Raw genomic sequence first — 23,453 nt, forward strand, 5'->3', positions numbered from 1 at the left:
TTGGTGCGTCCCACGTCAGGCCTCCGCGGGCACGCGCAGGCCGGTGTTGACCGGCGTGATGGGCAGCAGCTTCTGTCCGGTGGGCCCGATCTGGATGCTGGTGTCCATGGACGGGCACACGCCGCAGTCGAAGCACGGCGTCCAGCGGCAGTCGTCCTGCTCGTACTCGGTGAGCGCGTCCTGCCAGTCCTGCCAGAGCCAGTCCTTGTCCAGGCCCGAGTCCAGGTGGTCCCAGGGCAGCACCTCGGACTGCTCGCGCTCGCGGGTGGTGAACCAGTCCAGGTCCACGCCGAAGCCCGGCAGCACCGCCTCGGCGGCGTCGACCCAGCGGCGGTACGAGAAGTGCTCGCTCCAGCCGTCGAAGCGTCCGCCGTCCTCCCATACCTTGCGGATGACCGCGCCGACGCGGCGGTCACCGCGCGCCAGCAGGCCTTCGATCAGCGACGGCTCGCCGTCGTGGTAGCGGAAGCCGATGGCCCGGCCCAGCGAGCGGTCCGAGTTGATCTCGTTCTTGAGCGCCTTGAGCCGCGCGTCGATGACCTCGGGGCGCTCCATCGGCGCCCACTGGAACGGGGTGTGCGGCTTGGGCACGAACCCGCCGATCGACACGGTGCAGCGGATGTCCTTGCTGCCGGTCGCCTGGCGGCCGGACTTGATGACGTTGTGCGCCAGCCGGGCGATCTGCAGCACGTCCTCGTCGGTCTCGGTGGGCAGGCCGCACATGAAGTACAGCTTCACCTGCCGCCAGCCGTTGGAGTACGCCGTGGTGACGGTGCGGATCAGGTCCTCCTCCGACACCATCTTGTTGATCACCTTGCGGATGCGCTCGGACCCGCCCTCGGGGGCGAAGGTCAGACCGGTGCGGCGGCCGTTGCGGGCCAGCTCCTGCGCCAGGTCGATGTTGAACGCGTCCACCCGGGTGCTGGGCAGCGACAGCGAGACGTTGGTGCCCTCGTACTGGTCGGCCAGCCCGGAGCAGATGTCGCCGATCTCGGAGTGGTCGGCGCTGGACAGCGACAGCAGGCCAACCTCGGTGAAGCCGGAGAACTCCAGCCCGTCGTGCACCATCTGCGCCACCGTGGTGATGGAGCGCTCGCGCACCGGACGGGTGATCATGCCGGCCTGGCAGAAGCGGCAGCCCCGCGTGCAGCCCCGGAAGATCTCCACGGCGAACCGCTCGTGCACCGTCTCGGCCAGCGGCACCAGCGGCTTCTTCGGGTACGGCCACGCGTCGAGGTCCATGGTGGTGCGCTTGTGCACCCGGAACGGCACGCCCGCGCGGTTGGGCACGACGCGCTGGATGCGGCCGTCGGGCAGGTAGTCCACGTCGTAGAAGCGCGGCACGTACACCGACTCGGTCTTGGCCAGGCGCAGCAGGATCTCGTCCCGGCCGCCCGGGCTGCCCTCGCGCTTCCACGCGGCGACGATGTCGGTGATCTCCAGCACGGCTTCCTCGCCGTCGCCGAGCACGGCGGCGTCGACGAAGTCGGCGATCGGCTCCGGGTTGAACGCCGCGTGGCCGCCCGCGACCACGATCGGGTGCGATTCGTCACGGTCGGCGGCGAGCAGCGGGATCTGCGCCAGGCTCAGCTCGGTGAGCATGTTCGTGTACCCGAGCTCGGTCGAGAACGACAGGCCGAACAGGTCGAAGTCGCCGACCGCGCGGTGGCTGTCGACGGTGAACTGCGGCACGCCGCGCTCGCGCATCAGCTGCTCGAGGTCGGGCCAGACCGCGTAGGTGCGCTCGGCGAGCACGTCGTCCCGCTCGTTGAGCACCTCGTACAGGATCTGCACGCCCTGGTTGGGCAGGCCCACCTCGTACGCGTCCGGGTACGACAGCACCCAGCGGACGGTGGCCGACTCCCATGGTTTGACCACGGAGCCCAGCTCACCGCCGATGTACTGGATCGGCTTGCTGATCAGAGGCAGCAACTGCTCAAGCTGGGGAAAGACCGACTCGCCACGCATGGGTATCAAGGGTACGCGGTCGCACGGAGCACCCGGACCTCGGGCGATTGTGAACCCGATGTCCGGTTGCCACCTGCGTGTCTACTGCTCCGCGTCGCCGGAGCTTCGCTTCGGAGCGTATCGGGACACGTACTCCTGCCCGGTGAGCTGCTGGATGGCCATCATCACGGTGTCGGTGATCTCGCGCGCGGCGGTGCTCGCCGACTCGGCGTCCTTCCACGCCCCGACCTCGATCGGCTTGCCGAACTTCACCGTGACCTGGCCGGGCTTGAGCGACGGCAGGGCCTGGCCGATCGGCTGCACCTTCTCGGTGCCGATCATGCCGACCGGGATGATCGGCACGTCCGCGGCGAGCGCGAGCCGCGCCACACCGGTGCGGCCGCGGTAGAGCCGGCCGTCGGGCGAGCGGGTGCCCTCCGGGTACACGGCGACGAGGCCGCCCTCCTGGAGCACCGGGATCGCCGCGTCGAACGCGCTCAGCGCGGCCCGGCCGCCGGAGCGGTGCACCGGGATCGCGCCCAGCCCGCCCATCAGCGTGCGGAAGAACAGGCCGCTCAGACCGGTGCCGACGAAGTAGTCCTCCTTGGCCCAGAAGGAGATGTGCCGGCCGACCGCGGAGCCCAGGAACAGCTCGTCGGCCACGGAGAGGTGGTTGCCCGCGAAGATCGCGCCACCGTCGGCGGGGATGTGCTCCGCACCCTCGATGGTGGGGCGCCAGCCGAGCTTGATCGCGGGCGCCACCGTCCACAATCCGACCGTATAGAGCACCGGCACTTTCTGCCTCCACAGGTGATGAGCTAGCCGGGCGATGAACTTACCGTAGTCCCCTGAGCCTGCCCATACCCCCGGAACAGATCGCCTACGCGCCCGGAGTCTGAGATACTCCGCGCCCGCCCTCCGGGCTGGAACATGGCTCTGAGCTGCGCAGACGTTGCGCCGCATACGGACCGGGGCGCGGCCTGTGACATTTCCGGCACAGGCCGCGCCCCGTTCGTGAACCCGTCAGCTGCGGGTGACCGCCACCGTCACGTTGCCGCCGTCGCCGGCCTCACCCGTGAAGCCGCCGTCGACCGCGCCGTAGCTCACGCTGTCGGCCAGCGTCTCGGCGGCCAGGAACGCCTGGTGCGTACGCACCGCCGCGGCCACCTCGTCGGACGCCTGCACGGTCAGCGCGATCCGGTCGGTGATCGCCAGGTCCGCCTCGCGGCGGGCCTGCTGCACCACCCGGACCACGTCGCGGGCCAGCCCTTCGGCCTCCAGCTCCGGGGTGACCGCCGTGTCCAGCACGACCACACCGGCGTCGCCGGGCAGCGGCGCGGAGTGCTCCGCGTCGGCCGCGACCAGCTTCAGCTCGTACTCGCCCTCCTGCAGGGTGACTCCCGCGGCGACCGGAGCCCCGTCGACCAGCGACCAGTCCCCCGACTTCACCGCCTTGATCACCTGCTGCACGGAGCCGCCGACGCGCGGGCCGAGCACCCGCGGCACCACCGTGAGCACCTGCTCGCAGTGGCCGGTCAGGTCGTCGCTCAGCTCGACCGACTTCACGTTGACCTCGTCGGCGATCAGCTCGGCGAAGTCGCGCAGCCCGGACGCGTCCGGCGTCGCCACGGTCAGCGACGACAGCGGCAGGCGCACCCGCAGGCCCTTGGCCTTGCGCAGCGACAGCGCCGCCGAGCAGACCTCGCGCACCCGGTCCATGGTGGCGACCAGGTCGTGGTCGGCCGGCAGCGCCGCCGCGTCCGGCCAGTCGGCCAGGTGCGCCGAGCGCTCGCCGGTCAGGCCGCGCCAGATCTCCTCCGCGGTCAGCGGCGCCAGCGGCGCGACCACCCGGGCCAGCGTCTCCAGCACCGTGTAAAGGGTGTCGAAGGCGTCGGCGTCACCGGCCCAGAAGCGGTCCCGGCTGCGGCGCACGTACCAGTTGGTCAGCGCGTCCAGGTAGGTCCGCACCCCGGCGCAGGCGGCCGACAGGTCGTACGCGTCGAGCTGGGCCGTCGTGGTCTCCACCAGCTCCCGGGTCTTGGCCAGCACGTAGCGGTCCAGCACGTGCGTGGAGTCGGTCCGGGGCCGGGCGGTGTGCCCGGCGGCGTTGGCGTAGAGCGTGAAGAAGTAGTACACGTTCCACAGCGGCAGCAGCACCTGGCGCACCGAGTCGCGGATGCCCGCCTCGTTGACCGCCATGTCGCCGCCGCGCAGCACCGGGCTGCTCATCAGCATCCAGCGCATCGCGTCGGCGCCGTAGCGGTCGAACATCTCGTACACGTCGGGGTAGTTGCGCAGGCTCTTGGACATCTTGCGGCCGTCAGACCCCTGCAGGATGCCGTGGCTCACGCAGCTGCGGAACGCGGGCCGGTCGAACAGCGCGGTGGCCAGCACGTGCATGGTGTAGAACCAGCCGCGCGTCTGTCCGATGTACTCGACGATGAAGTCGCCCGGGTAGTGGTTCTCGAACCACTCGGTGTTCTCGAACGGGTAGTGCACCTGGGCGAACGGCATCGAACCGGACTCGAACCAGCAGTCCAGCACCTCCGGCACCCGGCGCATGGTCGAGTTGCCCGTCGGGTCGTCCGGGTTCGGCCGGGTCAGCTCGTCGACGTACGGGCGGTGCAGGTCGGTGACCTTCACGCCGAAGTCCTCTTCGAGCTGCGCCAGCGAGCCGTACACGTCGGTGCGCGGGTAGTTCGGGTCGTCGGAGACCCACACCGGGATCGGCGAACCCCAGAACCGGTTGCGGCTGATCGACCAGTCCCGGGCGTTGCTCAGCCACTTGCCGAACGAGCCGTCCTTGACGTGCTCCGGGGTCCAGTTGATCTGCTGGTTCAGCTCGACCATGCGGTCGCGGAACGCGGTGACCTTCACGAACCAGCTCGACACCGCCTTGTAGACCAGCGGGGTGTCACACCGCCAGCAGTGCGGGTAGGAGTGGGTGTAGGTCTCGTGGCGCAGCACCACGCCGCGGTCCTTGAGCTCGCGGATGATCGCCTTGTTGGTGTCGAAGACCTGCTGGCCCTCGTACGCCGGGACCAGCGCGGTGAACCGCGCCCGCTCGTCGACCGTCACCACGGTCGGGATGCCCGCCGCGTTGCAGGTGTTCTGGTCGTCCTCACCGAACGCCGGCGCGAGGTGCACCACTCCGGTGCCGTCCTCGGTGGTCACGAACTCCGCCCCGAGCACCTGGTACGCGTGCTCGCCCGCGTGGTCCACCAGGTACGGGAACAGCGGCGTGTACCGCTTGCCGACCAGGTCCGACCCCTTGACGGTGCCGGTCTGCTCGTAGCCCTCCAGCTCCTTGGCGTAGTAGCCGACCCGGGCCGCGCCCAGCAGCAGCTTCTCGCCGTCCTTCTCCATCACCGCGTAGTCGATGTCCGGGCCGACGGCCAGCGCCAGGTTGCTCGGCAGGGTCCACGGCGTCGTCGTCCACACCGCGACCTTCTCGCCGCTGTCGAGCTGGAACTTCACCGCCAGCGTCGGGTCCTGCCGGTCCTTGTAGACGTCGTCCATCCGGGTCTCGGTGTTGGACAGCGGCGTCTCGCAGCGCCAGCAGTACGCCAGCACCCGGAAGCCCTCGTACACCAGGCCCTTGTCGTGCAGGGTCTTGAAGGCCCACATGACGCTTTCCATGTAGTCCAGGTCGAGGGTCTTGTAGTCGTTGGCGAAGTCGACCCAGCGGGCCTGCCGGGTGACGTACCGCTCCCACTCGCTGGTGTAGCGCAGCACGGACGTGCGGCAGGCCTCGTTGAACTCGGCCAGGCCCATGTCGAGGATCTCGGCCTTGGTGGTGATGCCGAGCTGCTTCTCCGCCTCGACCTCGGCCGGCATGCCGTGGGTGTCCCAGCCGAACCGGCGCTCGACCCGGCGGCCGCGCATGGTCTGGTAACGCGGCACCACGTCCTTGACGTAGCCGGTCAGCAGGTGCCCGTAGTGCGGCAGGCCGTTGGCGAACGGCGGGCCGTCGTAGAAGACGAACTCGTTCGACCCCTTCGCCCCGGCGTCGCGCTGCTCCACGCTGGCCGCGAACGTCTTGTCGGCGGCCCAGTAGTCGAGCACGCGCCGCTCCAGGGCGGGCAGGTCGGGGCTCGCGGTCACGCCGTCGGCCGCCGCGTCGTGCAGTGGGTAAGCCATCGCGGGCTCCTCGTCACACTCGTCACTGTCGTCTCACAGTGCGAGGACGAGCCGGGGCCCGCGGTACCACCTCGCTTGCCCGCCGCAGGTGCACGGCGGACCGCTCGTGTCGGCTGTGACGGGCCGTCCCGTCCGGTTCTACTGGGGCCGGTGCGACCCGTTCTTCCGGAGGCTCACCGGTGATGGCCGGGTCGATGCCTGTGCGCTCCAGGTTACCGCCGCCACCGCCCCGACCGTCCACCGGGTTTCGGGTGAGTCGCCCTACCGGGTCTCACCCCGGTACCGCCCGCTGACCACGGTCCAGTCCAGCGTGCCGCGCACCGAACCGGCCACCCCGTCCAGGTGGGCGTGCACCGCCGGGTCGAACTGGGTGCCGAACGACGGCACCCGGGCCCGCAGCGGGGCGAAGCCGTCCATGCGCTCCTGCCACATGTCCACCGCCTCCTGCACCGCCGCCTCGACGGACAGCCGCCGCTCGTGCGAGATCGCCAGCACCAGGTTGTGCCCGCCCGCGGTGGCGATGTCCCTGTCCAGCGAGTACAGGTCGTTGAACCAGGACAGCAGGTCCGTGCCGGCCAGCCGCACCTCGCGCAGCGCCGGGTGGTGGTAGATCGCGTCCGGCAGGTGGGTGTGCGTGGCCAGCTCGGTGAGCAGGTGGGAGACCTCCGCCGCGGACGCCGCCCGGCGCAGCTCCACGTACTCGTCGACGCCGGGCAGGTGGCCCGCGGCCTTGTTCTCCGCCTCGGTGATCACGCCGTCGAGGTGCACCGCCACCGCGTCGGTGAAGCGGGCCTGCCAGCTCTCGGGCATGCGCTCGCGCAGCACGGCCCAGATCTCGGTGAGCATCAGGCGGGCCGGGCCCGCGAAGACCTCGGTCGGCGAGTCGGAGCCGTGCAGCAGGGCCAGCAGCTCGGTCACGAAGCGGCGCAGCCGGGGCGGCTCGGGGTGCGCCGTGCCGTCGCAGACGTCGTCCACCAGGTAGAACCAGGCGAAGATCATGGCGAGCAGGGCGAGGTCGTCCGGTCGCGCGTCGGGGAAGATCCGGCCGGCATGTCCGGCGTACGCCTCGCCGGCCAGCCAGCTCTGCCCGTCACCGTCGCTGATCAGCCCGCACTTGCGGGCCCAGCCGGTCAGGTCCTGTTCGGCGAGGGCGACGTGGGGTGACATGCGCGAGGCGAGAGGGCAGTCGACCGGGGGGATGGCGAACACGGCGGTCCTCCGTTCCGGGAGGCGGTGCACGGGGGGCGACGGCGGCGCAGAACAGCGCAGGCCATCATCACGATGGGTTCACGATCCATTACACAAGTGGCAAAGATCGATGTCAATCCCCCCGGCGTGCCACCTCAGCGCCGGTACGGCTCCCGCATCGGCTTGCGCACCGCGTCCATCGCCGCCAGGTGCGCCTCCCGGGCCACGCCGTCGATCAGGTAGACCCTGGTGACCGCGTTGCCCTTCGGCTTCACCAGCCCGTTCTTCACCAGCGCCTGCACGTCCCGGATCGCCTGATCCCGGCTCAGCTCCTCGTCCCCCTGGTACGTGGCCCGCCGCAACTCCCCCAGCGCCGCCGCGTACAACGCGGACACCGTCCGCTCGGGCAGCCCTCGCTCGGCGACCACCGCCTCCAGTGCCCGCCACAGCACGACCGTGTAGTCGATCCGCGCCTGTACCGTCTGCGCCTGCTGGTGGTGCGCCGAGAGCACGAACCGCACCCAGGTGTGGCAGTCGGCGTCCGGCTGGAACGTCTCGCCCCGGCTCTGCAGCGCCTGGTAGTAGGCCAGCGTGTTGATCTCGTGCCCCAGCCACTCCTCGATCGAGGAGAACTCGGCCGCGAGCACCCCGTCGCGGGCCAGCACCAGCGTGTGCAGGCAACGCGCCATCCGGCCGTTGCCGTCGCGCCAGGGATGAATGGAGACCAGGTTGAGGTGCGCCATCGCCGCCCGCACCAGCGCGGGCTGATCCAGGTCCCCCGCATTGAGCCAGTCGACGAGCTCGTCCATGAGTTCGGGAACCATTTCCGGGTCGGGCCCGGTGTAGGCCGGCCGTAGCGGGTCGGAGCCCGTCACGAAGATGCCGCCGCTGCGGTAGCGGCCCGGCCACTTCGACATGTTGTATTTGACGATCATGAAATGCAGCGCCGAGAGCAGCGAGCGGTGGTACTCGAAGTCGGCGATGTGCGGGGCCTGCTGCACATAGGTGAGCGCGTCGCGATACCCGCGGATCGCCAACTGCGTGTCGTCGGCCACGTCCACTGACATTGGCTGACCCTCGACCACGGCACGTGCGTCGGACATGCCGATCGTGATCTTCTCGATGGTGTTCGACCCCTGGATGGCGGCCGCCGTGAGCTGACGGCGCAGCTGGCCGGTCCAGTGCGGGCGGGCGCGGACGTGCAATTGCAGGTCCGCGCGCATCTGGTCGATCTCGCCCAGCACACGCAGATCGTCGGCGTCCAGCTTCGGGGTCTGCAGCAGCATCCCACCATGCTACTAGCCTAGTAGCACAATAGCCCCGGTTTCTTGTGCACGGGCGCATCCCGCACCATGATCGTTCGACTTGCCAGGCAGGTGGTCGAAAGCGGGCTCAAGATACGCACAGGTGCCAGGCAAGTCGAACGATCATGGACCGGGGCGCCGAAGCGTGAGAGCCGCTGCCCCTGCCGACGTCGCATTGCTGGCCGGAATCCGACAGTGATCGACTTGCCTGCCACCAGGACCGCTGTCAGCAGGCACGGAGGCCGCGTGGCCACTTCTCCGCCGCTGCCTGGGTCGATGGCTGACCGTTCGGCGGCTGTGGACGCTACCAGCGGTCTAGTGACCGGAGCTGCGTGGACCGCCATCATGGCCGATGTTTGCATACGTGCTGCTGCGTGAGTACACATCGGATATCGAGAGGCACCTGACGTGTCAGACCCCGACGAGAACACCCCCGCCCCGACCCCGCCGCCCGCCGACGACAAGGGCGGCGACTACAAGCCGGCGCACGGCGCGGACGACAAGGACAAGGACGACAAGGACGACGACGACAAGGGCGGCCGCAAGCGCTGGCTGCTCCTGCTCCTCCTGCTGCTCCTGATCCTGCTCCTGCTGCTGTGCGGCGGCTTCGCGTACATGAAGTGGTGGCAGAAGAAGGACGTGGACCCGTCGGCGTCCCCGTCCGCGGTCGCCACCGCCACCGTCGCGCCCCCGGCCGCCAGCCCGAGCGCCGCGGCCAGCCCCAGTGCCGTCGCCAGCCCCACCGCGGCCGCGTCGCCGACCGCCGCCCCGTCGCCGTCGCCGACCCCCGGGCCGACGCTGATCGCGGTGCCGAACGTGGTCGGCAAGAAGGCCACCGACGCCGAGAAGATCCTGGCCGACGCCGGCTTCACCAACGTGAAGTTCGTCGGCGAGGACGGCAAGGACCTGACGCTGCTCGTCAGCTGGAAGGTCGTCAAGCAGTCCGTGAAGGCCGGCACCAAGGTCGCCGCCGACACGGAGATCATCCTCACCAACACCAGCGTCAGCAACGGCAAGGGCTGACCCTCCACAAAGGAAGGGCACCTTCTTCACGCTACGCGTAGAAGAAGGTGCCCTTCTTAACATCTGAGGGCTCTGACCTGCACCGCAGCCGGCTGCGGCGGCCATCGGTCCGGCGGGCGGGCAGCCCTCGCCGGGTGCCGGCGGTTCACCGTAGGTCAGGCCGCGACCAGTGCCCGGAGTTCGCGGGCGTGCGCGACCAGGCGGCTCGAACCACCCCGTTCGGCCAGCGCGGTGACCTCCGGCGGCAACTGCGCGGCATCGCCCGAGCGGCCGCACCGTACGGCGAGCGCCATCAGGTCGGCCGTGGCCGGGCGTGCCTTGTCCAGCGCGACCAGCGGTGCCAGTGCCGCGACGGCGATCTGCCAGGTGGCGGCGACCGCACCGGCCTGCGCGGCCTCGTCCAGCGCCGACGCGAAGCGGTTCACCTTGAGCACGCCCGCCGCGGCCAGTTCGCCCAGCTCCCGCCCGACCGCCGCCGCGTCGAGGTCCCCGGTCGCGGCCAGGCCCAGCAGGCCGTCGACGGCGGCGATCCGGTCGGCCGCCGCGCGCGCCGCGAGGCCGTACGCCAATGCCAGGTGCACCGCCGGACCGACCGGGCCTTCGCCCTCTGCCAGGTGGGCCAGCAGCACGCCACCGCCCTCGTGGTCGAGGTCGGCGTTCGCGGCGAGCATCGGCAGCGCGGATGCGGCCACCACCTCCCGGTGCGACGGCAGCGCCGCCGCCCACAGCTGCGGCTCCTCGACGTCTCCCGAGGCCACGGCCGGGTGGTCGGGCCGGACGACCGTCATCGTCTCCAGGACCAGCGGGCCCGCGTGCTCCGGTGGCTTCAGCCCCACCACCCGGCGTACCGCGGGCTGGCGCTGCCACGAGTAGTAGCTGGACGGCTTCGGGTCGGCGCGCTGCTGGCGGCGCAGCGACACGGGGTCGGGCACCGGCCCGCTGACCCAGCGGGCGAAGGCGGCCCCGGCGGGCGAGCGCAGCCGCAGTGCCGCGGCGACCACCTGCGGGTCGGTCTCGCGGGGCAACCGCAGCAGGGCCTGTTCGAAGTCCAGCGCCCACGGCTGCCACCCCTCGCGCTCGGCCTGCTCCAGCCGCCGCAGCAGCTCCGCGGCCTCCAGCCGGCCGTTGGCGTGCGTCGGCGTCGCCATCAGCAGCGGCACCGGCTGCCGGACCAGCTGCACGGACATCTCCGCGAGGCGGGCCGCGAGCACCAGGTGCAGGCCGCTGCTGCTGCCGCGCATCTTGCGCAGCGCCTTGGCCTGCACCGCGCCGTCGCCGCGGAACAGGTCGGCGAGCTGCCACCAGCGGGCAGACCGTCCGCCCACGACGGTCACGGTGAGCAGCATCTCGCGCATCTGCTCAGCCAGCTTTCCCCACCAGGCCCGGCCCGCGTCCACGAGCGGCCGCACCGTCAGCGCCAGCGCCTCCTGGTCCTTCACCCGCCAGTACGCGATCGCGGCCAGCACCCGCTCCACGGTCGGCACCGACCGGTCGCCCGCGAGCAGCGCCGACAGCTCCTCGGCCAGCTCCGCGAGGCTGCCCAGCGGCGGCCCCAGCGGTGCCGCGACGGGAATCGGCAGCGCGGCCGGCACCGGCTCGGACGTGGTCGACGCCGGACCCGACAGCAGCGCGGAGACCTCGGCCGCGTGCTCCGGTCGCCGCCGCGCCACCTGCCGCAGCCACGTAGTCTGTGCTTTGACCAGCGTCTTCTCCGGCCGGGCGAGCGCTAGCCCGGCGACGTCGCGCAGCGTGTCCCAGGCCAGCAGCCCGGCGTCATCGACCCCGCGCAGCGCCTTCAGCGCCATGCCCGCGACCGTGGAGTTGCCGGCCTCCACCAGGCGCAGGTAGTCCCCGGCCCCGGCCGCCGCCTCCTGCGGCGACACGGCCAGCGCCTCGTGCAGCCGGGTGTACGCGCGCAGCTCCCCCGGCTTGCCCCCGCGCAGCAGCCGCGACCGGCAGCCCTCGACGAGCAGCCGGCGCACGGCGGCGTCCCCCGCGCCGAGCCGGATCAGAGCGGGCACGAACCCCCGCGCGTCCTGCTCGTACTCGTAGTCCAGCCGCGACCCGAGCCGGTCATGGGTGAACAGCATCGGCACGAGCGCCGCCGTGTACGGGCTGTCCCGCACCGCGACGTCGGCATCGGAGGCGTTCCGCATCGCGTCGATCCAGCAGGCGGTGAACGCCTCCCCGGTCGGCACGGCGCAGCCGCTCTCCCGGACCAGGAAGTCCACGAGCTGCCAGTGGCCGGATGCGCTCCACCCCCCGTCGACGGGCAGCCGGTCGGCCATCAGCTGCGCGAACTCGCCGATCCACGGCACCTGCCGCAGGCGCAGCACCTCCAGCACCGGGGCGGGCTGCGCCGCGCGCAGCCCCCAGCGGAGCTGCCCGCGGTTCAGCGCGGTCACGGCCTTCTTCGCGGTCGACGCGCAGCCGACCAGCGCGACGATCCGGGCCGGAGCCCGCCGCTGCGAGGTCTGCCAGTCCTCCGCCGGCTGCCGGGCGGCGGCGGCCAGCTCGGCGAACGCCGCCCGGCGCTGCTTCTCGCCGGTTCGGCGCACCCAGGCCACGACACCGGTCACGTCGGCGGCCTCCACAGCGCGCCGCAGCTCCTCCGGACCCGCCGCGACATCGCCCGTCGCCACGGCGTGCTCCGGTTCCTGCGCATCGGCCGAGGTCACGCCGGCACCTCCTGCGCCACCGTGAGGCGCACCGCGAGCTGGTGGCGGCACGGTCCCCGGTCGCCCCGGTGCTTGGCCCACCACCGGCAGGTGCAGCCCGCCGGCGTGCCGTCGACGAGCCGGACCTGGTAGACGCCCTCGGTGCCGCGTACCGCGGCGACGTCGCCGGACACGGTCACCGCCCCGGCTTCCAGCAGCGCCTTGGCCCCCGCCAGGCGCGGGTTGAGCTTCTCGGCGGCCGCGGTGCCGAACGGCATCACCCGGTGGAAGTAGGTGGCCTCGGCGGCGTCGTAGCCCACCCGCCCGGCGGTGCCCAGCAGCGCCAGCCCGGACCGGACCTGCGCCGCGGTGAGCCCGGTGGCGGTGGCCAGCGCGTCGGCGTCGAGGGTGGGCGCGAGGCTGAGCAGCTCGCTGATCCGGTCGGCCGCGTCGGCGGCGTCGTCGGAGGCCAGCGCGGACAGCACCGCGCCCTCGCCGGAGAAGCCGCGGTAGGGCTCGGGCGACAGCGTCAGCGAGAGTCGCAGGGTCGGCGTCTCCAGCTCCCACACCGAGGCGACGGCGGCGCTGCCGGCGCGCACGGCCGGGCCGTACACCGTCAGGGCGGTCGCGTGCCGCAGCAGCCCGCGCAGCGCGCCGAGCCGGTCCGCGCCGGTCAGGCAGACCGCTCCCGGCACGGGCCGGGCGGTGAGCCGCAGGCCCTGCCCGGCGGGCACCGCCCACAGCGTGCTGCGGTCCTTCGGCAGGCGGCGCAGGAACTCGGCGGCCGCCGCGGCGCCGATCCGCACCCGCGGCTCCATGCCCGCGGTGACCGCGTGCACCTGCGCGAAGCCGCGCAGCCAGCGGCCGGGCAGCGGCACCTTGCGCTCGACCACGGAGCCGTCCATGGTGGACACGGTCAGGTCCTGGGGGCCGACGGCGAGGTGCAGCGGGTCCAGCCCGCCGACCCGGGCCAGCGCGAGCTGCAGCGGCACGTTCACGTCGACGTTCGTGGTGCCGTGCTCGGGGCGTTCACCGTCCAGGCCGGACGGCAGCACGTCCATCCGGGCGTACACCCCGCAGCAGCCGCTGAACGACTCGAACCGCAGCATGTCCTCGCTGCCGGTGACCACCGGGTCGAGGCTGGTCCAGTCGGTGCGCTGGTGGTAGCGGGCGCGGGCGACCTCGGCGACGGCGAGCAGGCCGGCCGCGACGGTCTGCGGGGTGGTCATGAACCCGTCGAAGAACCGGGGGTGCGGGGCGCACCCGCCGGACGTCTGCAACGCGAGACCCTCCGCGGTCAGCGCGGAGGGCCCCGGGTACGAATAGGTGGCTACCGACATGGCGGCCACCGTAGGGACGGGCTACGACAGTTCGGGGAACCAGAGCTTGATCTCGCGCTCGGCGGACTCGGCCGAGTCGGAGGCGTGCACGAGGTTCTCCCGGTTCGACAGCGACAGGTCGCCGCGGATGGTGCCCGCGGCCGCGGCCCGGCCGTCGGTCGCGCCGACCAGCAGGCGGATCACCGCGATGGCCTCGTCGCCGGACACGATCGCGGCGACCAGCGGACCGGCGGTCATGAAGGCCTTGAGCGGCGGGTAGAACGCCTTCTCCACGTGCTCGGCGTAGTGCGCGTCGGCGAGGTCGGCGTCCATCGTGCGCAGCACGAGCGCGTCGACGGTCAGCCCCTTGCGCTCGAAACGCGAGATGATCTCCCCGACCAGGCCACGGCGCACCGCGTCCGGCTTGATCAGCACGAGCGAACGTTCCGCCACGAACTTCCTCCTTGAAGGCGACACATGTCCCCACCTGCGGCAACACGAGGTGGGCTCATCAGCCTACCGAACTGCACTTTCCTCGATCGACGGACCCGCCTAAGGTCATGGATTGAAGACACAGCGTTGCGGGGAGGCGGCGCGCTGTGGTCGTGCACACAGCGCTCGGGGAGGCACGCGTTGGCACGGTTAGGGCGCAAACCGGTCCGGCCCGGCCGGGTGACCACCGCCGTGTGCCTCGGCGCGCTGGGTCTGTTCGTCATCTCGATGTCCGCGGGTCTGGGCAGCTGGCCGCTGGGGGCGGTCGGCGCGGCGATGGTCGTCGTCGCCGTGGCCCTGCTGACCACCGCGTCGATGCTCGGCGCCGACAAGGCGTACGTGGCGGGCACGGTGCACGTGGTGAAGGCCTCCGAGCCGCCGCTGAGCGCCGAGTTCGGCCGCTGCGAGATGCAGGTGCTGGTCGACGCGCCGGGCCACCCCGGCCAGACTGTGATCATGAACGACCCGCGGGTTCCCGTGCTGAAGTGGCCGGACGCGGGCGACACGCTGCCCGCCCTGGTCGCCGTCGCGGACGCACGCCGCATCAAGATCCAGTGGGAGAAGGTCGGCACCCACGGCGAGCGCTACGAGCAGGCGTTCGACCACGGCGACGACGAGTTCTACCACGACCCGGGCGACGACTACGACGATCCGCACTTCGACGGCCCGCACCACGACGACGACCTCGGCCACTACGGCGACCCCGGCCACGACGACCACCACGGGTCCGACGACACCTACGCCGGCTTCCGCGACGACGACCCGGTCGACCTCGACGCGGTGCCCGTGGCGGATCCGCTGCCCCGCCGCCAGCCGAGCCCGCACCGCCGCCCGCCCGCGCCGCGCGAGGAGCCCGCGCCGGTCGCCGTCCTGGAGGGCGAGCTGTACAGCGGCGACGTGCCCGGACCCCGCACCCCGATGGACGAGGAGTCGCCGGACTTCGCCTCCATCGACGTGATCGACTTCGCGGACGTGCCGGAACCGGCCGCGCCCGCGATCTCCGACAAACTCACCGGGCCCGTGGCACTGCCGCCCCCGTCCGGAGCCGGCATCGACGATCTGCTCGTCTCGTCACCGCACGCCCGCCCCGCCTCGGCCGGGTCGATCCAGGGCGTGGGCATCACGCTGCTGGTCACCGACCTGGACCGCTCCCGCGCCTTCTACCACGACCTGCTCGGCTTCTACGAGATCGACGGCGGGCCCGGCAACCTGGTGCTCGCCTCCGGCGACACCCGGCTCGTGCTGCGCACCACCCCCGAGCTGGCCCCGGTCAACCGCCGGCACGTGCACCTCAACCTGGAGGTCGGCGACATCGACGCGATCTACCGGGAGCTGAAGGTGCGCGGGGTCAGGTTCACCTACGCCCCCCGGGTCGTCAACCACGGCGAGCGCCTCGAACTGTGGGCGGCCTCGTTCAAGGACCCCGACGGCCACGGCATCGCGGTCATCGAGTGGAAGGCGCGCGCCTAGCGGGCCACGGTCCGCCGCACGTACAGCACGTACGCCCAGGTGAGCCCGAACACGACGCCCACCACGGCGAACGCCCAGTGCAGGAACCCCAGCAGCAGCAGGGCCACCTGGAACACCGAGACCAGGTGCCAGCCCCACGGGAAGCGCAGGGTGGCGGTCAGCGCCATCGACACCACGACGGCGACCAGCGCGACCGTCACCGCCGCCATGCTGCCGCCCGGGGGGCGCAGCACCCAGATCGGCATCAGCGCGAGCAGCAGCACCAGCGCCTCCAGCACCAGCGTGCCCGCGCCGAGGCCGCGCACCGCGCGGGACGGGTTGCGCAGGCCGCTGGGCTTGCCGCCCAGGCTCAGCTGCAGCTCACGCTCGCGGGCCTCGCCCGGCTTGTGCCCGGCCGGCCCCTCCGGTGTCGTCCCCGCGCCGGCCTCGTTCGGGTGGCTGTGCTCGGTCATCCCCGCTCCTCGCCCCGGCGGTTCATCGCTGGAACAGCTTCCGGGCGTCGGCGACGGTGACCACGGAGCCGGTGATCAGTACGCCGACGCCGCTGATGCCGGCGTCGATGTCGGACTCGGCCAGGGTCACCGCGGCTTCGATCGCGTCGGGCAGCTCGTCGTACACGTGCACCCGGTCCTCACCGAAGATCTCCACGGCGACCGCCGCCAGCTCCTGCCCGGGCAGTGCCCGCGGCGAGGAGTTGCGGGTGCACACCAGCTCGTCGACGACCGGCTCCAGCAGCTCCAGGACACCCTCGGCGTCCTTGTCGCCGAGCATGGCGACCACGGCCACCAGGCGTCGGAAGGAGAACTCCTCGGTCAGCGCCGCGACCGTGGCGGCCATGCCGTGCGGGTTGTGCGCGGCGTCGACCAGCACCGTCGGCGCGTTGCGGACCCGCTCCAGCCGCCCCGGCGAGGACGCGGACGCGAAGCCCTCCCGCACCAGCTCCAGCTCCAGCTGCTTGTTCTTGCCCGCGCCGAGGAACGCCTCGACGGCGGCGAGCGCCACGGCCGCGTTCTGCGCCTGGTGCGCGCCGTGCAGCGGCAGGAAGATCTCGTCGTACACCCCGCCCAGGCCCTGCAGCGTCAGCACCTGCCCGCCGAGGGCGAGGTTGCGCTCGATGACGCCGAACTCGCTGCCCTCCCGGGCGACGGTCGCGCCGACCTCGGCGCAGCGCTCCAGGATCGGCTCCATCGCCTCCTCCGGCTGCAGCGCGCAGATCAGCGTGGCCCCCTCGTGCACGATGCCCGACTTGGCCAGCGCGATGTCGGCGATCGTGTCGCCGAGCCACTCGGTGTGGTCCAGCCCGATCGGCGTGATCACGGCGACGCCGGCCTGGATCACGTTGGTCGCGTCCTCCGCGCCGCCGAGGCCGACCTCGACCACGGCCACGTCCACCGGCGCGTCGGCGAACGTCGCGAACGCCAGCGCGGTGGTCATGTCGAAGTACGTCAGCGGCTCGTCGCTGCGCGCGTCGATCAGCTCGGCCAGCGGCCCGACCTCGGCGTACACCGCGGCGAAGCGCTCCTCGTCGACCGGCTGCCCGTCCAGGCTGATCCGCTCCCGGACCGTCTCCAGGTGCGGGCTGGTGTACCGGCCGGTGTGCAGCCCGTGCGCGCGCAGCAGGCTGTCGATCATGCGGGCGGTCGACGTCTTGCCGTTGGTGCCGGTCAGGTGGATCGACGGGTACGCCCGCTGCGGGCTGCCGAGCACGTCCAGCAGGTCCTCGATGCGGCCGAGGTCGAAGACCATCCGGGTGAAGCCGCGCCGGTCCAGCGCGGCCTCCACCTCGGCGTACGACATGTCCTGTCCGTCTTGAGCGGAAGAGCTCACGAATGTCACCCTAGCTGCGCGAGCGCCGCGTCGATGCGAGTCACGTCGGCTTGCGCCGTGGCGAGCCGCTCGCGCAGCTTCGCGACGACCTGCTCCGGCGCCTTCGCCAGGAAACCCTCGTTGCCCAGCTTCGCCGTGGCCTGCGCGATCTCCTTCTCCGCGGCGGCCCGGTCCTTGGTCAGGCGGGCCCGCTCGGCGGCCACGTCGATGCTGCCCCGGGTGTCCAGGGACACCGTCACCCCGCCGGCGACCGCGACCGTGCCGGTGGCCGTGAAGCCGTCGCCGGGCACGTCCAGCCGGGCCAGGAAGCGCATCAGCGGCTCGTGCGCGGCGATGCCCGCGGCGGCCAGCCCGTCGAGCTGCGCGGCCACCCGCTGACCCGGCTTGAGGCCCTGGTCGGCGCGGAAGCGGCGCACCTCGGTGACGACCCGCTGCAGCGTCTCCAGCTCCGCCTCGGCCGCGTCGTCGACCAGCGCCGGGTTCGCCGCCGGCCACGCCGCGACCATCACCGAGGCGTCGCCCTCGGCCTTGTTCAGAGCGCACCACAGCTCGTCGGTGACGAACGGGATGACCGGGTGCAGCAGGCGCAGCAGCTGGTCCAGCACGTGCCCCAGCACCCGGCGGGTGCGCTCGGCCGCAGCGGCGTCGTCGCCGGTCAGCACCGGCTTGGCCAGCTCCACGTACCAGTCGCAGACGTCGTCCCAGGCGAAGTGGAACAGGCTGTCGCAGACCTTCGCGAACTCGTAGTTCTCGAAGTACTCGTCGACCTCGGTGATGGTGTGCTGCAGCCGGGACAGGATCCAGCGGTCGATCGTCGACAGCTGCGTGGGCAGCTCGCCGTCGGTGTGCGCGCCGTTGATCAGGGCGAACCGGGTGGCGTTCCAGAGCTTGTTGCAGAAGTTGCGCGAGCCCTGGCACCACTCCTCGCTGACCGGCACGTCCGAACCCGGGTTCGCGCCGCGGGCCAGGGTGAACCGGGTCGCGTCGGCACCGAAGCGCTCGATCCAGTCCAGCGGGTCGACGACGTTGCCGAACGACTTGCTCATCTTCTTGCCGTACTGGTCACGGACCATGCCGTGCAGCGCCACGGTCTTGAAAGGCACTGCCGAAGGGCTGTCCTTTTCTTTCATCGCGTACAGGCCGAACATCATCATCCGGGCGACCCAGAAGAACAGGATGTCGTAGCCGGTGACCAGCACGCTGGTCGGGTAGAACTTCGCCAGGTCGGCGGTCTGCTCGGGCCAGCCCAGCGTCGAGAACGGCCACAGCGCCGAGGAGAACCACGTGTCGAGCACGTCCTCGTCCTGCCGCCAGCCGTCACCGCTCGGCACCTCGTCGTCGGGGCCGACGCAGACGACCTCGCCGTCCGGGCCGTACCACACCGGGATGCGGTGGCCCCACCACAGCTGGCGCGAGATGCACCAGTCGTGCATGTTGTCCACCCAGGCGAAGTAACGCTTGGACAGCTCCGCGGGCTCGATCTTGGTGCGGCCGTCGCGCACCGCGTCCCCGGCGGCCTTGGCCAGCGGGCCGGTGTTGACGAACCACTGCAGCGACAGCCGCGGCTCGACCGTCGTCTTGCAGCGCGAGCAGTGCCCCACCGCGTGCAGGTACGGGCGCTTCTCCGCCACGATCCGCCCCTGCTCGCGCAGCGCGGCGACGACGGCGGGGCGGGCCTCGTACCGGTCCAGGCCCAGGAACGGCCCGTGCACCGTGATGATCGCCCGCTCGTCCATCATCGTGATCGAGGGCAGGTTGTGCCGCTGGCCGATCTCGAAGTCGTTCGGGTCGTGCGCCGGGGTCACCTTCACGCAGCCCGTGCCGAACGCCGGGTCCACGTGCGCGTCGCCCACGATCGGGATGCGCCGGCCGGTCAGCGGCAACTCCACCTCGGTGCCGATGAGGTGCTTGTAGCGCTCGTCGTCGGGGTGCACGGCCACCGCGGTGTCACCGAGCATCGTCTCGGCGCGGGTGGTGGCGACCACGATCTCGTCGCTGTACCGGATGGAGACCAGCTCGCCCTCGTCGTCGCTGTGCTCCACCTCGATGTCGCTCAGCGCGGTCAGGCAGCGCGGGCACCAGTTGATGATGCGCTCGGCGCGGTAGATCAGGTCGTCGTCGTACAGCTTCTTGAAGATGGTCTGCACGGCCCGCGACAGGCCCTCGTCCATGGTGAACCGCTCGCGCGACCAGTCCACGGAGTCGCCGAGACGGCGCATCTGCCCGAGGATCGCGCCGCCGGACTCGGCCTTCCACTGCCACACCCGCTCCACGAACATCTCGCGGCCCAGGTCGTGACGCGACAGACCTTCTGCGGCGAGCTTGCGCTCCACCACGTTCTGGGTGGCGATGCCCGCGTGGTCCATGCCCGGCAGCCACAGCGCCTCGAAGCCCTGCATCCGCTTGCGGCGGATCAGCGAGTCCTGAATGGTGTGATCGAGCGCGTGGCCCACGTGCAGCGAACCCGTCACGTTCGGCGGCGGGATCACGATGGCGAACGGCGGCTTGTCGCTCTTCGCGTCGGCGTCGAAGTGACCGGCGGCTACCCACTGCTCGTACCGCCGCTGCTCTACCTCGCCGGGCTGGTACGCGGCGGCAAGCTCGGACGAGGACGGGGCGCGCGGCTCGCGCGGCTGCTGGCTGTGTTCGGTCACCCGCCAAGTCTACGAAGCGCTGCTGGGTCCACCGCTGGCAGGCCATCGCTTGCTAGGCTCCGCGAGTCGGCGGAAGGTGGGCACATGTCAGAGCAGGACGCGAAGGTACGCCAGGAATCGGCGGCGCCGGAAGCCGTCGAGATCCCGCAGTACGCCCGGCCGGCCGTGCGCCTGATGCCCGGCCCTGACCCGGCCGAGCCCGCGGACGAGCCCGCCGCGCACAGCAAACGCCGCCGCTGGACCCTCACCGCGATGGCCGTGCTCGGCGCGGGCGCGGTCGCGGCCGCGTTCACGCTCGGCCCCACGCTGATCCGGATCACCCAGCAGAACGACGCGAAGCTCACCATGCCCGAGAAGATCGGCGCGATGGTCCGCGACGACAGCCCCGCGGCCAAGGACACCGCCGGCTACCTGCTGACCGCGCTCGCCGCCGACATCGAGCTCGACACGACCGCCACCGGCATCTACACCGACCCGGCCGAGGGCGCGGCGAAGAGTGTCATGGTCTTCGGCGGCACCACCACCATGTTCAGCCCCGAACGCGAACTCGACACGGTGCTCAAGCTGATGGAGGACGAGACCGGCGGCGTCACCGGCCTCACCGAGTACGACCCCGGCGACCTGGGCGGCGTCCTCAAGTGCGGCGCCGCCGACGCCCCCGACGGCAAGATGGCCGTCTGCGGCTGGGCCGACCACGGCAGCCTCGCCCTGGCCCTCTTCCCCGGCCGCACTCCCGCCGAAGCCGCCCCCCTCATGACCACCATCCGCACCACCACCCTCACCCGCCCCTGACCCCGCCCTCCGCGTTGATCATGGACTTATGGCACGGTTCGACGGCGTGTCGCTGCCATAACTTCATGATCGATAGCGGCCGGTGGGTGCCCGCCGGGCCGCCCGTAGGCAGCCCGGCAGGCGACGATCAGCCGAGGCGGTCGGTACGGCCGGTCTCGAGGATCAGCACGTAGGCGTTCATGCGTACCGGGCCGAGGGTCAGCAGTTCCCAGGCGAGCAACTCCCCCGTGCGGGGGTGGAAGATCAGCAGGTGCTGCTGGCCGTGTTCGCGGTCGTCGAACGTGACAGCCAGCCCGTCGCGGCCCGCCCGGTCGGTCACCTCGCCCCGCCAGCGGAACCCCGGCACGTCGGCGAGGATGCGCAGGATCTCCGCGCGGGTCTGCCGCGCGACGGCGTACCGGCCGAAGACCTTGCTGGTCTGCTTGCCGACGGCACCGGCGGCCCCCAGCTCGGTCATGAGCATCCTGGACAGCTCCGGCCGCGTCGAGGGCAGCGCCGCCGGCTCGAACGGCGGCAGCGTGAGGGCGTCGGCCGAGGCAGTGGCCGAGACCTGCAGGCGGCCTGCCCAGTAGTCACGTGATGCCTGGTCCGGGTACTCGCGTTCCCCCATGACGGTGGTCTGCCGACCCGGCTCGCCGGCCGCCCACCAGACCTCCGTCTCCTCGGAGAAGGCGACGGAGAAACGGCCATCGGGCGACGTCATCACGGGATCACCCCACACCTGCCTCCGGTGGTAGGTGAACCTGCCCACGCTGTTCTCGTACGCCGCGTCCACCAGCGTGTCTGCCAGCGCCCGCAGCCGGGGCCCCGCCGCCTCGTCCGTGCCCGGCTGGTACGCCACCGGCACGAGCACCCGGCCCGCCGCCGCACCAGGCGGATCGGTCGGGCCCGGCTCCACCTCGACGAGCACCTCCGACGCCGCGATCACGGCCATGGCACCCGCAGCCAGGGTGATCGCCCCGGTCGCGAGGACCATGCGCCGCGGCAGCCGGGCGTCGCGGCGCACGGCTGCCGGCCCGGCGTTCGGCTCGGCGGTCGCCTCCGCCCAGGTGATCAACTCGGCCGCCGAGAGCCGGGGCGCCTCCGGCGGCGCGCCACGTGCCGGGTCGGCAGGGCCGAGCAGGGTACGGGTGCGCTGTACTCCGAACATCTCAGGTCCTTTCACGATCGGGCCAGCTTGCGGTGTGGCAGGGACGGGGTGAGCGGGGCGGACATGGCGGCGGTGAGCCGTCCCCGGGCACGGTGCAGCCGCACCGCCGCGGTCGTACGGCTGCAGCCGAGCACCTGCGCGGCCTCGGCGACCGTCAGCTCCTCCCAGCCGATCAGGCGGAGGATCTCCTGGTCCAGGTCGGACAGCGAACGCATGGCGGCCCGGACGTCGGCCACCCCCAGGGTCGCGTCGGCACCTGCCGAGCCGGGCTCCCGCAGGGCGTCCGCCTCGGCGATCGGCACCTGCCGGCCGGCGGACCGGCGAGCCCGCCACTGGTTGGCCAGCAGCCGACGAGACACCCCGTACAACCAGGGCAGGCAACGGTCGGGCACCTCATCGCGCCGGCGCCAGGCGACCGCGAACACCTCCTGCGCGAGTTCGGCCGGTCCGTCGCCGTCGGCCAGGCGACGCCTGCCGTACTGGAGGATCTGCTGGTAGTGGTCGTCGTAGATCTTGGTAAACCAGCCTTCGTCGCGGCCGGGCGGCGGGCCCATGCGAACTCCCTACTGCGATGGCGATCGTCACCCTGCTTGTGTCGGCGGCGGCTCGATGATTACCGGCGGATTCGAGAACCGCGCGCCGAGGGGGGACGCCTGCGCCCGCGGGCGGCGGGACACCACCGGGGCTCAGCATCGAATAGCGTCACGGACGTGGTCCATACCCATGATGTGACGGTCGACGGGACGCGGCTCACGAAGCGCTACGTCTCCTGGGACCGAGATGAGCCTCTCCGCGAGTGGACGGCACTCCGGCTGGTCCACCGGCACGAACCCGACCTGGCGCCCGAACCCCTGGACGCCGACCTCACCGCAGACCCGCCCACGGTGACCATGTCACTCCTGCCCGGGGAGCCGCTCTCCGGCGGACTCGGCACCGCCCAGTCACTCGCGCTCGGCGCGGCCCTCACCCGGTTGTGGGGCATACCGCACGACGAATTGGCCGAGGCCTGGCCGTGGTCCGACGACCTCGGTTTCGCCCGGCGGCTGACGGAGGGGCCGCGACCTGACAACGTCATCGCCGCCGCGGCGTACGACGCCGCTGTGTCCTGGTGGGACGGCCCCGATCCGGAGCTGCTGAGCCGGCCACCGGCCGCGACGGTCATCGGGCATCGTGATCCGAACCTGCCCAACTACCTGTGGGACGGCAACCGGGTGCGCATCGTCGACTTCGAGGATGCCGCGGTCTCCGATCGCGCGATGGAACTGGCAGTCCTGTCCGAGCATCTGTCCCTGCGCACGACGGACACCGAGGCGTTCTGCGCACGATTCGACGTGGACGGCAACCGCCTACGCGCGGGCCGGCGGCTGTGGGCGATGTTCTGGCTCCGGCTTGTGCTGACCGAGGGCCGGTCCGCCCACCGCAACCCGCCGGGCACGGTAAAGGCTCAGGCCATTCGTCTCCTGGACCTGCTACGCGCTTGAACCGGATAC

At 71.8% G+C, this 23,453-nt stretch carries 17 protein-coding genes; 4 read left to right on the plus strand and 13 right to left on the minus strand.

All coding sequences use genetic code 11. The features are described from left to right. Window positions 1-15: 15 nt before the first annotated feature. The 5 genes from Cco03nite_RS14300 to Cco03nite_RS14320 form a co-directional block, all read right to left on the minus strand. Complete coding sequence (locus Cco03nite_RS14300) at window positions 16-1,968, minus strand: TIGR03960 family B12-binding radical SAM protein (protein ID WP_203692550.1); 1,953 nt, start codon at window positions 1,966-1,968, stop codon at window positions 16-18. An 81-nt stretch (window positions 1,969-2,049) separates the two neighbouring features. Continuing rightward, complete coding sequence (locus tag Cco03nite_RS14305) at window positions 2,050-2,742, minus strand: lysophospholipid acyltransferase family protein (RefSeq protein WP_203692551.1); 693 nt, start codon at window positions 2,740-2,742, stop codon at window positions 2,050-2,052. A gap of 228 nt (window positions 2,743-2,970) precedes the next feature. Next, a complete protein-coding gene (ileS, locus tag Cco03nite_RS14310) occupies window positions 2,971-6,087 on the minus strand; it encodes an isoleucine--tRNA ligase (RefSeq protein WP_203692552.1) in 3,117 nt (1,038 codons plus the stop codon). Window positions 6,088-6,348: 261 nt separating this feature from the next. Then, window positions 6,349-7,296, minus strand: coding sequence for a terpene synthase family protein (locus tag Cco03nite_RS14315; RefSeq protein WP_203692553.1), 948 nt, complete (start codon window positions 7,294-7,296; stop codon window positions 6,349-6,351). A gap of 134 nt (window positions 7,297-7,430) precedes the next feature. After that, window positions 7,431-8,561 (minus strand): Fic family protein, encoded by a 1,131-nt coding sequence (locus Cco03nite_RS14320; protein ID WP_203692554.1) that lies wholly within the window; start codon window positions 8,559-8,561, stop codon window positions 7,431-7,433. Between the two features lie 426 nt (window positions 8,562-8,987). Between Cco03nite_RS14320 and Cco03nite_RS14325 the strand changes: the two genes are divergently transcribed. Then, window positions 8,988-9,602: a PASTA domain-containing protein gene (locus tag Cco03nite_RS14325; RefSeq protein ID WP_203692555.1), complete on the plus strand. Its 615-nt coding sequence runs from the start codon at window positions 8,988-8,990 to the stop codon at window positions 9,600-9,602. 155 nt (window positions 9,603-9,757) lie between these two features. Here the strand turns inward: Cco03nite_RS14325 and Cco03nite_RS14330 are convergent, their stop codons facing one another. Genes Cco03nite_RS14330 through ndk form a run of 3 tightly spaced genes read right to left on the minus strand, consistent with a single transcriptional unit; the run spans window position 9,758 to window position 14,031 of the window. After that, window positions 9,758-12,280, minus strand: coding sequence for a hypothetical protein (locus tag Cco03nite_RS14330; protein WP_203692556.1), 2,523 nt, complete (start codon window positions 12,278-12,280; stop codon window positions 9,758-9,760). Then, the gene (locus tag Cco03nite_RS14335; RefSeq protein WP_203692557.1) at window positions 12,277-13,599 is read right to left on the minus strand and encodes an SWIM zinc finger family protein; all 1,323 of its coding nucleotides are present in this window, start codon (window positions 13,597-13,599) and stop codon (window positions 12,277-12,279) included. The genes Cco03nite_RS14330 and Cco03nite_RS14335 overlap by 4 nt, the downstream gene beginning before the upstream one ends. Before the next feature lie 21 nt (window positions 13,600-13,620). Continuing rightward, a complete protein-coding gene (gene ndk / locus Cco03nite_RS14340) occupies window positions 13,621-14,031 on the minus strand; it encodes a nucleoside-diphosphate kinase (RefSeq protein WP_203692558.1) in 411 nt (136 codons plus the stop codon). Window positions 14,032-14,211: 180 nt separating this feature from the next. Between ndk and Cco03nite_RS14345 the strand changes: the two genes are divergently transcribed. After that, window positions 14,212-15,540 carry a VOC family protein gene (locus Cco03nite_RS14345; RefSeq protein ID WP_203692559.1) on the plus strand — a complete coding sequence of 443 codons (1,329 nt, stop codon included), beginning with the start codon at window positions 14,212-14,214 and terminating at the stop codon, window positions 15,538-15,540. Here Cco03nite_RS14345 and Cco03nite_RS14350 read toward each other — a convergent pair. Genes Cco03nite_RS14350 through Cco03nite_RS14360 form a run of 3 tightly spaced genes read right to left on the minus strand, consistent with a single transcriptional unit; the run spans window position 15,537 to window position 20,021 of the window. Next, on the minus strand, window positions 15,537-15,992 hold the full coding sequence (locus Cco03nite_RS14350) for a DUF4233 domain-containing protein (protein WP_203692560.1): 456 nt from the start codon (window positions 15,990-15,992) through the stop codon (window positions 15,537-15,539). The two genes, Cco03nite_RS14345 and Cco03nite_RS14350, sit on opposite strands and share 4 nt — an antisense overlap. 22 nt (window positions 15,993-16,014) lie before the next feature. Then, a complete protein-coding gene (locus Cco03nite_RS14355) occupies window positions 16,015-17,337 on the minus strand; it encodes a bifunctional folylpolyglutamate synthase/dihydrofolate synthase (RefSeq protein ID WP_203692574.1) in 1,323 nt (440 codons plus the stop codon). Between the two features lie 35 nt (window positions 17,338-17,372). Further along, window positions 17,373-20,021, minus strand: a complete 2,649-nt coding sequence (locus Cco03nite_RS14360; RefSeq protein WP_203692561.1) for a valine--tRNA ligase — start codon at window positions 20,019-20,021, stop codon at window positions 17,373-17,375. Between the two features lie 84 nt (window positions 20,022-20,105). Between Cco03nite_RS14360 and Cco03nite_RS14365 the strand changes: the two genes are divergently transcribed. After that, on the plus strand, window positions 20,106-20,813 hold the full coding sequence (locus Cco03nite_RS14365; RefSeq protein ID WP_203692562.1) for a hypothetical protein: 708 nt from the start codon (window positions 20,106-20,108) through the stop codon (window positions 20,811-20,813). A 127-nt stretch (window positions 20,814-20,940) separates the two neighbouring features. Here the strand turns inward: Cco03nite_RS14365 and Cco03nite_RS14370 are convergent, their stop codons facing one another. Next, on the minus strand, window positions 20,941-21,963 hold the full coding sequence (locus Cco03nite_RS14370; protein WP_203692563.1) for a CU044_5270 family protein: 1,023 nt from the start codon (window positions 21,961-21,963) through the stop codon (window positions 20,941-20,943). An 11-nt stretch (window positions 21,964-21,974) separates the two neighbouring features. After that, window positions 21,975-22,517: an RNA polymerase sigma factor gene (locus tag Cco03nite_RS14375; protein ID WP_203692564.1), complete on the minus strand. Its 543-nt coding sequence runs from the start codon at window positions 22,515-22,517 to the stop codon at window positions 21,975-21,977. 156 nt (window positions 22,518-22,673) lie between these two features. Between Cco03nite_RS14375 and Cco03nite_RS14380 the strand changes: the two genes are divergently transcribed. Then, window positions 22,674-23,444, plus strand: a complete 771-nt coding sequence (locus Cco03nite_RS14380; protein ID WP_203692565.1) for a phosphotransferase — start codon at window positions 22,674-22,676, stop codon at window positions 23,442-23,444. Window positions 23,445-23,453: the final 9 nt, after the last annotated feature.

It is taken from the genome of Catellatospora coxensis (assembly GCF_016862635.1).
Lineage (GTDB): Bacteria > Actinomycetota > Actinomycetes > Mycobacteriales > Micromonosporaceae > Catellatospora > Catellatospora coxensis.